Source organism: Microbacterium sp. NPDC056052 (assembly GCF_042266785.1).
Taxonomy (GTDB): Bacteria; Actinomycetota; Actinomycetes; order Actinomycetales; family Microbacteriaceae; genus Microbacterium.
Map to the genome: position 1 here is coordinate 36654 of NZ_JBHJWV010000009.1, position 13904 is coordinate 50557.

Annotated in this window: 9 protein-coding genes and 1 pseudogene; 4 read left to right on the forward strand and 6 right to left on the reverse strand. The window is 70.0% G+C overall.

The annotated features are described in order from the left end of the window. Position 1 precedes the first annotated feature (1 nt). From ACFC1J_RS16580 to ACFC1J_RS16600, 5 genes and pseudogenes are all read right to left on the reverse strand, one after another. Positions 2-457, reverse strand: coding sequence for an SHOCT domain-containing protein (locus ACFC1J_RS16580; RefSeq protein WP_375908496.1), 456 nt, complete (start codon positions 455-457; stop codon positions 2-4). Positions 458-459: 2 nt separating this feature from the next. Continuing rightward, positions 460-969 (reverse strand): universal stress protein, encoded by a 510-nt coding sequence (locus ACFC1J_RS16585; protein WP_375908499.1) that lies wholly within the window; start codon positions 967-969, stop codon positions 460-462. Between the two features lie 135 nt (positions 970-1104). Then, positions 1105-2154, reverse strand: a complete 1050-nt coding sequence (locus ACFC1J_RS16590; RefSeq protein ID WP_375908870.1) for a zinc-dependent alcohol dehydrogenase — start codon at positions 2152-2154, stop codon at positions 1105-1107. 123 nt (positions 2155-2277) lie between these two features. Continuing rightward, positions 2278-3633, reverse strand: a pseudogene (locus ACFC1J_RS16595) (MBL fold metallo-hydrolase RNA specificity domain-containing protein); the annotation flags it as partial. A 45-nt stretch (positions 3634-3678) separates the two neighbouring features. Beyond that, the gene (locus ACFC1J_RS16600; RefSeq protein WP_375908502.1) at positions 3679-5334 is read right to left on the reverse strand and encodes a GAF domain-containing protein; all 1656 of its coding nucleotides are present in this window, start codon (positions 5332-5334) and stop codon (positions 3679-3681) included. Between the two features lie 302 nt (positions 5335-5636). Here ACFC1J_RS16600 and ACFC1J_RS16605 point away from each other — a divergent pair, with 302 nt between their 5' ends. Continuing rightward, the gene (locus ACFC1J_RS16605) at positions 5637-6278 is read left to right on the forward strand and encodes a response regulator (protein ID WP_375908505.1); all 642 of its coding nucleotides are present in this window, start codon (positions 5637-5639) and stop codon (positions 6276-6278) included. 20 nt (positions 6279-6298) lie between these two features. Here the strand turns inward: ACFC1J_RS16605 and ACFC1J_RS16610 are convergent, their stop codons facing one another. Next, positions 6299-6739, reverse strand: coding sequence for a universal stress protein (locus ACFC1J_RS16610; RefSeq protein WP_375908508.1), 441 nt, complete (start codon positions 6737-6739; stop codon positions 6299-6301). Between the two features lie 125 nt (positions 6740-6864). On the opposite strand from ACFC1J_RS16610, the gene ACFC1J_RS16615 reads away from it, so the two are divergent. From ACFC1J_RS16615 to mgtA, 3 genes are read left to right on the forward strand one after another with little or no spacing between them, the layout of a single operon-like run. Further along, positions 6865-8793, forward strand: a complete 1929-nt coding sequence (locus tag ACFC1J_RS16615) for a heavy metal translocating P-type ATPase (RefSeq protein ID WP_375908511.1) — start codon at positions 6865-6867, stop codon at positions 8791-8793. After that, a complete protein-coding gene (locus ACFC1J_RS16620; RefSeq protein WP_375908513.1) occupies positions 8790-11222 on the forward strand; it encodes a phosphoketolase in 2433 nt (810 codons plus the stop codon). Before ACFC1J_RS16615 ends, ACFC1J_RS16620 begins: the two co-directional genes overlap by 4 nt. Continuing rightward, positions 11212-13896, forward strand: a complete 2685-nt coding sequence (gene mgtA / locus ACFC1J_RS16625) for a magnesium-translocating P-type ATPase (protein ID WP_375908516.1) — start codon at positions 11212-11214, stop codon at positions 13894-13896. Before ACFC1J_RS16620 ends, mgtA begins: the two co-directional genes overlap by 11 nt. The last annotated feature ends 8 nt before the right edge of the window (positions 13897-13904 follow it).

Genomic DNA, 13904 nt, shown 5'->3' on the forward strand with positions numbered 1-13904 from the left:
ATCAGCTCTGCGGCTCGGGAGAGGTGCTCTGCGCCCAGGCGTCCACTGCCGACGCCTGCACGGGTGCGGACAGCGCCCGTGCCTTGAGCGACTGGAACTCGGCCTCGGTGATCGTGCCGTCGTCGCGGAGGGCCTTGGCGCGCGCGATCTCCTCGGAGGGTGTGCCGGCGACCGGCATCCGGCGAAGGAAGGCGTCGGTGGCGCGCCACATCCGCTCGGCTTCGCGGTTCGCGCGATCCTGCATGCCGGGACCTCGTGCGATGAGGTAGGCGAGCAGGGCGAGCAGGGGGAGGAAGACGAGGGCGATCACCCACAGCGCCTTCGCGACGCCGCCGAGCGTGTGATCCCGGAACAGGTCGGCGACGACGGCGAACAGGGCGAACAGGTAGGCGGCGAACGCCACGATCCCGAACATCATCCACATCAGCGACCAGTAGTCGCCATAGCCGTACATCATGATCACTCCTCGGTGTCGGTGTCGGTGTCGGTGTCGGTGTCGGTGTCGGTGTCGGTGTCGGTGTCGGTGTCGATGTCCTGCGGGCGGACGACGAGGACGGGCGAATGCGCGTGCCGCACGCAGGCGGCGCTGACCGAGCCGAGCAACAGGCCGACGAATCCGCCGTGGCCGCGGTTGCCGACGACGAGCATCTGGCAGGTCCTGCTCATCTCGATCAGGGTCGGCGCAGGCATGCCTCCTGCCACCGTGCGGACCAGCGGGGCGGGCGGCGCATCGCCGAAGGCGCGGTCGATGGTCGCGGTCAGCGTTCCTTCCGCGACGATCTCCGGCGTCCATTCGATCACCAGCTCTGCACCGGTGATCGACGAGTAGTACCAGGTCGTCACGGCCTCGAGCGGCGCGCCCAGTGCTTCCGCGAGCCGGGCCGCGTAGCGCAGGGCGGCGACGGAGGAGTCAGACCCGTCGACGCCGACGATGATCCGGCTGCTGTTGCTGCTGTCGCTGCTGTCCATGCCTCCACGGTCCCGCGCACCGGGGGTCGAGGACGGGACGAAAGTCACGCGGCGGACAGACCCCCTTGCTCCAGGATCGCCTTCTGCCCGGCGAGCAGGCGCATCTGCGCCTCCGAGCCGAGTCGGCTCACGCTCTCAGCTCGCGAGCGCTCCGTCGCCGGAGCGCTCGAGGTCGAGGTCGAACACCAGGCGGGCGGGTACAGAACCGTCGAGCACCTCCTGCATCGCCGCCGCCGCCGCAGAGAGCGGTCGCGTCTGCGCGACGACGGTCGTGCGACCGAGCGCGTGGAGCCGGAACACCTCGGCGAGGTCCTCGCGGGTGCCGACGATCGAGCCGATGATCTCGATGCCGTTGAGGACGGTGTCGAACACCGGGAAGGTCAGCGTTCCGTCCTTGGGCAGCGAGACGAGCACCAGTCGTCCTCCTCGGGCGAGCGCACGATAGGCCTGGTCGAACACGGACGGCGCGACGGCGAGGACGACGGATGCATCGGCGCCGCCGAGTGCTCGGATCACCTCGACGGGGTCCTCTTTCGCGGCATTGATCACGTGATCGGCGCCGAGCATGGTGGCAAGCTTCAGCTTCTCGTCGTCGACGTCGATCGCGATGACTTCGGCGCCGACGAGCCGTGCGTACTGCACCGCGAGATGTCCGAGCCCACCGATCCCGAAGACCGCGACGCGTTCGGACGGAGTCACGCGCGCAGCTTTGATCGCGGCGTACGTCGTCACGCCGGCGCAGGTGAGGGGCGCGGCGTCGACGGAGGTGATCGGCTCGGGGACGGGCACGGCGAACCGGGCATCGATCACCGTGTACTCGGCGTGCGAACCGTTGGCCGAGTATCCGGTGTTCGTCTGCGCCAGGCACAGGTTCTCGCGTCCGGTCTCGCAGAAGCGGCAGGATCCGCACGCGGAACCGAGCCAGGCCAGCGCCACGCGCGTCCCGATGGCGGGAACCGAGACGCCTTCACCGAGGCCGTCCACGCGGCCGATCCCCTCGTGCCCCGGGATGAACGGCAATGAGGGCTTCACGGGCCAATCGCCGTGGGCCGCGTGGATGTCGGTGTGGCAGAGGCCGCTCATCTCGATCCGCACGAGGACCTGTCCCGGGCCGGGGATCGGCACCGGCACGTCCCGCACGGCGATCGGCTCCGTGAACGAGGACACCAGGGCGGCGCGCATCATCGCCCGCGGAGTCTCGGAGGCGAGGCCGGGGCGCGTCGGCAGCGGTCTCGAGGTTTCGGCTGCAGCCGCAGCGGCTCCTGCGACGCCCGGACCACGGTCCGCTCCTGACTCCGTCTGCCTGCCCAGCGAGACCCGATCTCCGATCTCCGGGATGCGGGCTCGCCACCCGAGCTCGCGTTGGATGCGTGCCCGGAGCGCATCCGCGGCGCCGGGTTCGCCATGCGTGAGGAACACCTGGCTCGGGGCCTCCGACGTGCTACTCATCCACTCGACGATCTGCTTCGCGTCGGCGTGAGCCGACAGCATCTCCAGGGAGACGACCTCGGCGAGGATCGGGATGTCCTGACCGTAGATGCGCAACATGCGTTCTCCGCGCTGCAGCGCATCGCCGCGAGTACCGCCGGCCTGGAAGCCGGTCAGGACGATGGCGTTGCGCGGATCCGGTCCGTAGGCGGCGATGTGGTGCAGGATCCGCCCTCCTTCGAGCATGCCGCTCGCGGAGATGATGATGGCGGGCCCGCCCCGCGTGTTGAGCGCCTTGGACTCGTCGACTGTGCGCACCAGGGTTGCGAACTCGTACATGCGCGTGAACTCGTCGGCCGGGATGCGGTGCTCTTCGGGGTGGCGCGCGTAGATGTCGGCGCCGCTCACGGCCATGGGGCTGTTCAGGAACACCGGGATCTCCGGTATGCGTCCGGCGGCGCGGAGCCGGCTCAGGTGCAGCAGCAGCGACTCGGCTCGCCCGATGGCGAAGGCGGGGAGCAGGAGCACGCCGCCCCGCTTGCTGACGCGGGTCACGATGTCGGCGAGTGCGGATGCCGGGTCTTCGGCAGGATGGGCGCGGTCCCCGTAGGTGGACTCGGACACGAGCACGTCCGTCGGCTCGAGGGGTCGTGGAGCACGCATGAGCGGATCGTCCGAGCGCCCGAGGTCGCCGGTGAAATGCAGTCGCGTGCCGGTCACGTCGAGCCGGAGCTGAGCCGCGCCCAGGATATGCCCGGCAGGCACGAAGGTGGTGCGGACGTCGCCCACGGTGAACTCGTCGTCGAAAGGGTGCCCTTGGAAGTGCGTGAGGGCCCGCATCGCATCCTCCTCCGTGTAGAGCGGGCGCGGGGACGCGTGACGAGAGCTGTGGCGGCGTGACGCGTACTCGGCCTGTTCCTCCTGGAGCCGCCCGCTGTCGGGCAGGACGAGCGTGCTCAGTTCCTCGGTGCCGACCGTGCTGTGGATCGTGCCGCGGAATCCGTCGCGCACGAGCGCGGGCAGATACCCGGTGTGATCGAGATGGGCATGCGTGATCACGACCGCGTCGATGCTCTCCGGAGGCACGGGGAAGGGCGCGCGGTTCCTTTCGCGCAGCGCCTTGTAGCCCTGGAACAGCCCGCAGTCGACGAGGATCCGCGTCTTGCCGCTGTCGATCAGATATCGGGATCCGGTCACGGTGCCGGTGGCACCGAGGAAGGCCAACGTTGCGCTCATGAAGAAGACCCAACACGCTGCGCGGATCGTCGGCCGGGACTTTGGTCACGTGGGCAGTGGGACGCTCCACCGGGCGCGGGTGCCGCCGCCATGGCGCGGCTCCAGCGCGTACACGCCGTCGCGCAGGGAGGCGCGCTCGGCGAGATTGGCGGTGCCGCTCCGCGTGATCTGCACGGGCAGGCCGATGCCGTCGTCCTCGACCGTCACCACGACCTCGGTCTCGGAGACGAGCACGGCGACGGAGGACCACGAGGCGCGAGCATGGCGGACGACGTTCGCCAGGGACTCGCGGACGACAGCGATGAGGTCGTCGGCGAGCTCCTCTGTGACGGCGAGATCGACCGGACCGGCGAAGGTGATCCGTGGCATCGGGGTCATCGCGGAGACGAGCTCGAGGAGACGGCCGCGCAGCCCGGTCTCCGAAGTCCCATGGCTGCGGAGGGCGAAGATCGCCGTCCTGATGTCGGTGATCGTCGCATCGAGCTCTTCGATGTGCCGTTCGAGCGCATCGGCCTGCGCAGGATGGGCCGAGGCGAGTGCCTGGAGACCGAGGGCGGTCGCGAACAGCCGTTGGATGACACTGTCGTGAAGGTCTCTCGCGATCCGGCTGCGGTCCTCGATGATCTCGAGCCGCTGCCGCTGCTCACGGGCGTGCGCCAGGGAGATCGCCAGGCCGGCTTGCGAGGCGAAATCCGAGATCGTGTCGAGCTCGGTGCGGGTGTAGGCGGAACGGCCGCGAGAAACGCAGAGCGCTCCGACGGCGTCGCCGGACACCACCAGGGGCGCTGCGACCGTGTGCCCGAAGGGACGTACGACGGCATCGACCGGCTCCGGCAACTGATCGACGATCACCTGCCCCTCTGCCATCGCGCGGGCCGCGAGAGCGCTCGCCGCGGGATAGTGGGCTTCCTCGATGGCGCCCGCGTCGGCGCCGCGCGCGATGTCGATGCGCAAGCGTTCGTCCTCGTCGGGCGTGATGATCGCGACGAGTTCGACGGGCACCACCGTCACGATCGCATCGGCGACGATGCGAAGCGAGTCGCCGCCGACCGGCGAGAGGAGAGCGGCGGTGACCTCCGACAGCGCCGTCCCCAGCCGTTCCCGTCGTCGCGTCTCGGCGAACAGCCGAGCGTTCTCGATCGCCACCCCGGCGGTCGTCGCGAGAGCTTCGATGATCTCCTGATCGTCGTCGGAGAAGTCCTTCTTGTCCGGGTTCGTCAGATAGAGGTTCCCGTACGTCTGGTCGCGGATGCGGATCGGCACCCCCAGGAACGCATCCATGGCGGGGTGATTCTCCGGGAAGCCGACCGAGCGCGCGTCGTCGGCGATGCGCGGGATCCGGATGCTCTCGCCGAGTTCGATCACGGCGCCGAGCAGGCCGTGCCCCTCCGGCGGTGCGCCGATGTCGCGGATCACCTCGGACGACATGCCCTGGTGGATGAAGCGCTCGAGCAGTCCGTCCTCGTCGATGACGCCGAGCGCGCCGTATCGTGCGCCGACGAGCTCGATCGCCGCCTCGACGATCCGGCGGAGCACCGTGTCCAGATCCAGGTCCTCGCTGACCGCGCGGGTCGCGCCGAGCAGGCTGCGCAGCCGCCCCTGAGCGGAGAACACGTGCTCGGCATGGGCCATCAGGTCCGCGATGGTCTTCTCGAGTTCCAGGCGCGGGACATCGGGGAACGTGAGCGGATCGTCGGCCATGAGACTCCCTGCGCGTGAGGGACCGAGTCTACCGCGGCAGGGGACCTTCGACCCTGGCACGCGCGCATGGCGCGCGCAGTGTGGAGACGTGCATCTCGGGCGAAGTCGGCAGTGATGTCGAGCGTCTCGCGGCGAAGACGGCGGCGCGTCGCGTCCGTGGCGTGCGCACAGAGGTCGACGACCTCACCGTGCACCCGAACAGGCAAGATGTCGTTGACGGGACGTTGGGATCGCCGATCCTCGCGGCCCGGAGCGAGCGCCGCGGACGGGAGTCGGCGCGCGCCGGAGGAAAGGGAGTTCGCATGAGCAGTGTGTTCCTCGTCGACGATCACGAGATCGTCCGGCAAGGGCTCGCAGGGGTTGTCGGCGGGCAGCCCGATCTGACGGTGGTCGGCGAGGCCGCCACCGTCCACGACGCCCTTGCACGGATCGCGGCGACGCAGCCCGATGTGGCCGTGCTCGATGTCCGGCTTCCGGACGGGAACGGGATCGACCTCTGCCGGCAGATCCGGCAGGACCATCCGCAGGTGCAGTGCCTCATCCTCACGGCCTACGACGACGACGACGCCATGTTCGCGGCCGTGATGGCCGACGCCGCCGGGTATCTCCTGAAGAGCGTCCGCGCCGCCGGGCTGCTCGACGCCATCCGCGCCGTCGCGGCGGGCAGGAGGCTTCTGCACCCGGGTGCGGAACGCAACGCGATGCAACGCATGCGCGACGCCCCCGAGGAGGATCCCCGATTCGGATCACTGGGTCTGCGCGAACGGCAGATCCTCGCGCTCATCGCGGACGGGCTCACCAACCGGCAGATCGGCGAACGGCTGGGCCTGGCCGAGAAGACCGTCAAGAACTACGTCTCGGGCCTGCTCCGCAAGCTGGGACTCGACCATCGCACGCAGGCGGCGGTGTTCGAGATCGAGCGGGACCGGCGCCGCGACCGCTAGCCGCGGCGCCGGTCCGGCCCTCAGTCCTTCTGCTTCTCGTGCCGCACGATGAGGACGGGGCAGTGCGCGTGCGACGCACAGGTCGCGCTGACGGATCCGAGCAGGAGGCCGGCGAATCCGCCTCGGCCGCGGCTGCCCATCACGAGCATCTCGGCGCGATGGCTCTCCTCGATGAGAACCGGTGCGGCGGGTCCGGCCAGCACCACCGCCGTCAGTGCCTCCGGCGGATCGCCCGCGAACACGTCCTTGATCGCGGCATCGAGGAGGACCGCCGCGTCTTTGTCGGGGGTCCAGCCGATGCTGGGATAGAGGTCGACGAGCGCCGGGTAGTCCCAAGTCGTGACCGCGCGAAGCGGAAGATCGAGAGCGGCTGAGAGCTTCGCCGCGTATCGGAGGGCGTCGAGTGAGGAGTCGGAGCCGTCGACGCCGACGAGGATCGGAGCGTTCGCAGAGGTGTTCATGCGCTCACGCTCCTCTCCCTCCGCGCCGGGGCACGGGACGAAAGTCACTTGCGGGTGCCACGAGGGCGCGGGAGGGTGGGGGCGGGGCGGAACCGCGCGCCACCGGAGAGGAAGAGCTCGAGGACATGGCAGTGCTGAAGGCGATGAGGCGGCAGCCGGCGATACCTCTTGCACTTCTGACGCTCGCCGCGGTCCTCGTGCTCAGCCTGATCGGCCAGGCCGTCCTCGCCCGATGGATCGCGACGATCCTGGTGGGCGGCTTCGTGCTGTGGACGCTCGCGCAGATGATCCGCGAGATGCTGCGAGGCCGGTTCGGGCTGGACGTGCTGGCGATCGTCGCCATGGTCGCGACCCTCGCGGTCGGCGAGTACGTCGCCTCCCTCATCATCGTGCTGATGCTCTCCGGGGGCGAGGCTCTCGAGGAGGTGGCGGCCCGCCGCGCCAAGCGGGAGCTGACCGCTCTGCTCGAGCGCTCGCCGCAGACCGCGCACGTCGTCACGACCGATGGAGAGGGCGACGGCGAGCTCGTCCGGGACGTGCCGGTCGACGAAGTCGTGATCGGCGACGTGCTGCTGATCCGTCCTTCCGAGATCGTTCCCGTGGACTGCGAGCTCCTGACCGAGGAGGTCTCCTTCGACGAGTCCTCGCTCACGGGCGAGAGCCTGCCCGTGACGCGCACCGCGGGGGAGACCGCGCTCTCCGGCGCCGTCAACGGCACCCGCATCGCGCGGGCGAGGGCCGTGCGGCGCAGCGCCGACAGCCAGTACCAGCAGATCCTCGCGCTCGTGCGACAGGCGCAGGACTCGCGCGCCCCCGTCGTGCGGCTAGCGGACCGGTTCGCGATCCCGTTCACTGCGGTGTCGCTCCTGCTCGGCGGGCTCGCGTGGGCGCTCTCCGGCGAGGCGGTGAGGTTCGCCGAGGTGCTGGTGCTGGCGACGCCGTGCCCGCTGCTGATCGCCGCGCCCGTCGCGTTCCTCGGCGGCTTGTCGCGGTCGGCGAAGGATGGGATCGTGCTCAAGGGCGGCGCGGTCATCGAGACGCTCTCGCGGGTGCGCTCGGTCGCGTTCGACAAGACGGGCACCCTCACTCGCGGCAGGCCGGCCCTCGTGGACGTCCGGCCCGTGGCCGGGTTCACGGCGGAGGAGGTGCTGGGCCTCGCCGCATCGGCGGAGCAGTACTCCTCGCACGCCCTCGCGGCGGGGATCCGTGCGGCGGCACGCGACCGCGGCCTCGCGCTCGAGACGGCCGAGGACGCGAGCGAGGTCGCGACGAACGGGGTGATGGCGCGCATCGGCGGGCGGACGGTGGTCGTGGGCAAGCCCGCGTACATCGCCTCCCTCGTGCCGGGGTTCGCCCGCACCGACCTGGTGTCGGGGCAGGCGGCGGCGTACGTCGCAATCGACGGGCGTCACGCCGGCGCCCTGGTGCTGGCCGACGCCCCGCGTCCTGAGTCGCCGGGCGTCGTCGCCTGGCTCCGCGACCACGGCGTGGGGCAGATCGTGATGCTGACCGGCGACGCCGCGGCGACGGCGGATCCGATCGCGGCGCAGGTGGGCATCGCCGAGGTGCACGCCGAGCTCCTGCCGGACGACAAGGTGCGGCTCGCCCGCGACCTGCGTCCGCGCCCGCTCATGATGGTCGGCGACGGCGTGAACGACGCCCCGGTGCTCGCCGCATCCGATGTGGGGATCGCGATGGGCGCGAAAGGGGCCACCGCTGCGGGGGAGGCGGCCGACGCCGTGATCCTCGTGGACTCCCTGGCGAAGGTCGCGCACGCGGTGGAGATCGGCCGGCACACCGTGCGGGTCGCGCTGACCGCGATCTGGATCGGGATCGCACTGAGCATCGCGCTCATGATCGTCGCCATGACCGGCGTCATCCCCGCCGTCGCGGGGGCGCTCGTCCAGGAGCTCGTGGATCTCGCCACGATCCTGTACGCGCTGCGGGCGCTGCGCGGGCCGCTGACCCCGGAGCGCGCATTCGCGGCGCAGGCCCCGATCGAAGGACCAATGGCCCGACACGAAGACAGCGAGAGGACGAGGCTGCAACCATGAGCGAGACGCCCCCGACGAAGAACTCCTCGACGCCGGAGGACGGCGTCCCCGATTCAGACCTTGTCAGCATCGACGCCTGGTGGCGTGCGGCGAACTATCTCAGCGTCGGCCAGATCTACCTGCAGAACGACCCGCTGCTGCGTCGGCCGCTCACGCCGGAGGACGTGAAGCCGCGACTGCTCGGGCACTGGGGGACGACCCCGGGGCTGAACTTCCTCTACGCGCACCTCAACCGGGTCATCCGGGATCGCGAGCTGAGCTCGATCTTCGTCACCGGCCCGGGCCACGGCGGTCCGGGAATGGTCGCGAACACCTACCTGGACGGCACCTACTCCGAGGTCTATCCGCACATCCGGAGGGATGAGGACGGAGTGCGCGCGCTGTTCCGCCAGTTCTCCTTCCCCGGCGGAATCCCGAGCCATGTCGCCCCGGAGACGCCGGGATCGATCCACGAAGGCGGCGAGCTGGGCTACTCGCTCAGCCACGCGTTCGGCGCCGCCTTCGACAACCCCGATCTGGTCGTGACCTGCGTCGTGGGCGACGGCGAGGCGGAGACCGGACCTGCGGCGACGGGCTGGCACTCGAACAAGTTCCTCGATCCCGTGCAGGACGGCACGGTCCTGCCGATCCTGCACCTGAACGGCTACAAGATCGCGAACCCGACCGTGCTCGCGCGCATCCCGGAGAGACGGCTGGTCGAGCTGTTCCGCGGCTACGGATACACGCCGTACGTGTTCACGGGCGGGTTCGACGACGAGGATCCGATCAGTGTCCATCGTCGGTTCTCGGCTCTGCTCGAGGAGGTGTTTGACGAGATCGCCCGCATCCGCGCCGAGGCGCTGGCGGGCCGATACCGCTCCGATGACCCGGTGATGGCGACGCCGGAGTGGCCGATGATCATCCTCCGCACGCCGAAGGGCTGGACCGGGCCGCACGAGGTCGACGGCGTGCTCGTGGAAGGGACCTATCGCGCTCACCAGGTGCCGCTCGCGAGCGCGCGGGACACGCCAGAGCATCTCCGGATCCTCGAGGACTGGATGCGCCGATACCGGCCGGACGAGCTCTTCGACGCGGACGGCGCACCGGTCGCGCTCATCAGCCGGCTCGCTCCGGACGGGGAGCATCGGATGAGTGCGAACCCGGTCGCGAACGGCGGCCTCCTCCGCGAACCGCTGACGCTGCCGGACTTCCGGGAGTTCGCCGTGGACGTCCCCGCCCCCGGGGCCACGAGTGCCGAGGCGACCAGAGTGCTCGGAACCTGGCTCGCCGAGGTCATCCGGCGCAACCCCTCCACATTCCGGATCTTCGGCCCGGACGAAACCGCGTCGAACCGCCTCGCGCCTGCCGTCTACGCGGCCACGCAGAAGCAGTGGGGTGCCCGGATCCTGCCCACGGACGATCATCTCGCCCGCGTCGGCCGAGTCATGGAGATGCTGAGCGAGCACCAGTGCCAGGGCTGGCTCGAGGGCTATCTGCTGACCGGCCGGCATGGCCTGTTCAACTGCTACGAGGCGTTCATCCACATCGTCGATTCCATGTTCAACCAGCACGCGAAGTGGCTCAAGGTCACGCGCGACATCCCGTGGCGGCGTTCGATCTCGAGCCTGAACTATCTGCTCACCAGCCACGTCTGGCGGCAGGACCACAACGGGTTCAGCCACCAGGATCCCGGCTTCATCGACCACGTCGTGAACAAGAGCGCCGAGGTGGTGCGCGTGTATCTCCCGTTCGACGCGAACACGCTGCTGTCCACCTACGACCACTGCCTCCGCTCGGTGGACTACGTCAACGTCGTCGTCGCCGGGAAGCAGCCTGCCCCGAACTGGCTCACCATGGAGGAGGCCGTGCAACACTGCACGCGAGGCCTCGGGATCCTGGAGTGGGCGGGCACCGAGGTCACGGGGCAGGATCCGGATGTCGTGCTGGCCGCGGCCGGCGACGTCCCGACGCTCGAGGTGCTGGCGGCGGCCCAGATCCTGCGCAACGCTCTGCCGGAGTTGCGGGTGCGCGTGGTCAACGTCGTGGATCTGATGCGCCTGCAGTCGGAGAGCGAGCACCCGCACGGACTGTCCGATCGGGAGTTCGATGCGATCTTCACCGCCGACCGGCCGGTGATCTTCGCCTATCACGGCTATCCCTGGCTCATCCACCGGCTGGCCTACAAGCGGCACGGACACGACAACCTCCACGTGCGCGGCTACAAGGAGAACGGCACGACCACGACGCCGTTCGACATGGTCATGCTCAACGACCTCGACCGTTACCAGCTGGCGATCGACGCGATCGACAGGGTTCCCGGCCTGGCCCAGCGCTGCGCCGGTCTGCGGCAGGAGCTGCAGGATGCGCGCCTTCGGGCTCGGGCATACACGCGTGAACACGGCGAGGACATCCCCGCGGTCGCGGAGTGGAGTTGGAGTCGTGTCGGCTGAGGGGACCATCGGCGCGACGAAGGACGGGCGGATCCAGCCCGTCGGCCGCGCTCCGGGCGATGGTGGCGCGCTGAGCGCGGTCCGCCGGTGCGCCGCGGAGGACGTGACGACGGTGCTGTCCGAACTCGGGTCCGGGGTGCACGGGCTCGATCCCGAGGAGGCGCGCGCGCGACTCGAGCGTCAGGGACCCAACGCGATCCGCGGCCATCGTGCCCGCCCCTGGCGCGTCCTGGGCAGGCAGGTGCGCAGCCCGATCGTCCTGATGCTCTTCGCGACGGCGGTCGTCGCCGGATTCGTCGGCGATGCCACCGATGCGGTCGTGATCGGGGTGATCCTGCTGATCAGCATCGGTCTCGGCTTCGTCAACGAGTTCCGCGCCGAGCGCGCGGCCGATGCCATGCACGATCGGCTGCGCCACACCGCGATCGTGCGGCGCGCAGGAACCCTGCAGCGCGTGGACGTGACGGAGCTCGTGGTCGGGGATGTGGTCGCTCTTTCGGTCGGGGCGGTCATACCCGCCGATCTCCGTCTCCTTCGCGCGGAGGGGCTGGAGTGCGACGAGAGCATCCTCACCGGGGAAGCGCACCCGGCGTCGAAGGGCACGGCGACCGTCCCCGCGGGCACCGGCGTGGGAGGTCTGACCTCCGGTGCGCTCATGGGGACCGTGGTGCATGCAGGAGCCGGCGACGGCGTGGTCGTGGCGACCGGCGCCGAGGCGGAGTTCGGTCGGATCGCCGCAGGGCTCGCCGCGCAGGAACCGCAGACGGAGTTCCAGCGGGGTCTCGGCCGGTTCTCGAGGTTCCTGCTGCTCGTCGCGATCATCCTCACGGCGACGATCTTCGTGATCGCGGTGCTGCTCGGACGCCCTCTGATCCAGTCGCTGCTCTTCTCCCTGGCCATCGCCGTGGGCATCACGCCGCAGCTCCTCCCTGCCGTGGTCAGCACCAGCCTCGCCGCGGGATCGCGGGCGATGGCCCGTCGCCGTGTTCTGGTCAAGAGAGTGGTGTGCATCGAGGATCTCGGAGATCTCGACCTGCTCGTCACCGACAAGACGGGGACGCTCACGACGGGGGAGATCGTGTTCGCGCGGGGGGTGCCGGTGGCAGCGGGTGCGCCGCAGCGACTGGTCGAGCTGGGCCTGATCGCGTCCGGCGCCGATCTCGACGAACCGTCGGAGGTCGGGCTGAACGCGATCGACGCGGCCCTCCTCGACGCGCGTGCAGAGGAGGGCGCGTTCGCGGGCTGGCGCCGGCTCGACGCGATCCCGTTCGACCACGAGCGCCGGACGACCACCGTGCTCGCGGAGCGCGACGGCCGCGATCGCATCATCGTGCTGAAGGGCGCCGCCGAGTCGGTCCTGCCGCACTGCACCGGCGTGCCGGACACATCGATCGCCGATCTGAACGGGCTTTATGGCGAGGGGTTCCGTGTGATCGCCGTCGCCAGTCGCGGGGTGCCCCACGCCGAGACACTCGCACCCGGGCTCGATGAGGGCCTCGCCTTCGAGGGGCTCCTCATCTTCGCCGACGGCGTCAAGCCGGGCGCGCAGGCATCGCTGCAGCGGCTCGCCGATCTGGGAGTCGCCGTCAAGGTCTGCACAGGCGACAGCGCCGTGGTCGCGGCCCGCACCTGCGGCGACCTGGGTCTGGACGTGCGGGCCGTGCTCACCGGGGGCGACATCGACGAGCTCGACGACGCGGGGCTCATCGTGGCCGCCGAGCGATCCACGGTCTTCGCACGGGTCTCGCCCGAGCAGAAGGCACGCATCGTGAGAGCGTTGCGGCACAGCGGACGCGCCGTGGGGTTCCTCGGCGACGGCGTCAACGACGCGCTCGCGCTGCACGGCGCCGACATCGGCATCTCGGTGGACTCCGCCGTCGATGTCGCGAAGGACGCAGCGGACGTGCTGCTGCTCGACAAGGACCTCGATGTGCTGGCCGATGGGGTGGCCGAGGGACGGCGCATCTTCGCGAACACGATCAAGTACGTGATGATGGGCACGTCCAGCAACTTCGGCAACATGTTCAGCGCGTCGGTCGCCTCGGTCATCCTGCCGTTCCTGCCCATGTTGCCGGGGCAGATCCTGCTCAACAACCTGCTCTACGACGCCAGCCAGCTCGTGATCCCCGCGGATCGCGTGGATCCCGAGCAGCTGCGCGCGCCGTCGCACTGGGATATCGCGGCCGTCCGTCGCTTCATGCTCCTGTTCGGGCCGATCTCCTCCCTCTTCGACTTCGCCACCTTCGGGTTGATGCTGTTCGTCTTCCATGCGGGCGCGCCCGAGTTCCGCTCCGGCTGGTTCATCGAGTCCATCGCCACGCAGACGCTCATCGTGTTCGCGATCCGCACCCGCAGAGTGCCGTTCACGCGAAGCCGCCCCGCCCCGGTGCTGATCATCACCGTGCTCGCCGCGATCGCCGTCGGCGCATGGCTGCCGTACTCGCCCGCGAACGGCCTGCTGGGCTTCACTCCGCTGCCGGCGCCGTTCTTCCTCGCGCTCGTCGGGATGCTGATCGTCTACCTGGTGCTCGTCGAACTCGCCAAGCTCTGGTACTTCCGGCGGATGAGCGCACGGCCCGTCGCCAGGCCGTCGCGTCCGGCCGCGCGCAGGGTCCTGCGGCGCGCGGCACGCTTCACCGCACGGTCGGGACGTGCGGGACCTGCACGGAGCTGATCGGGTCA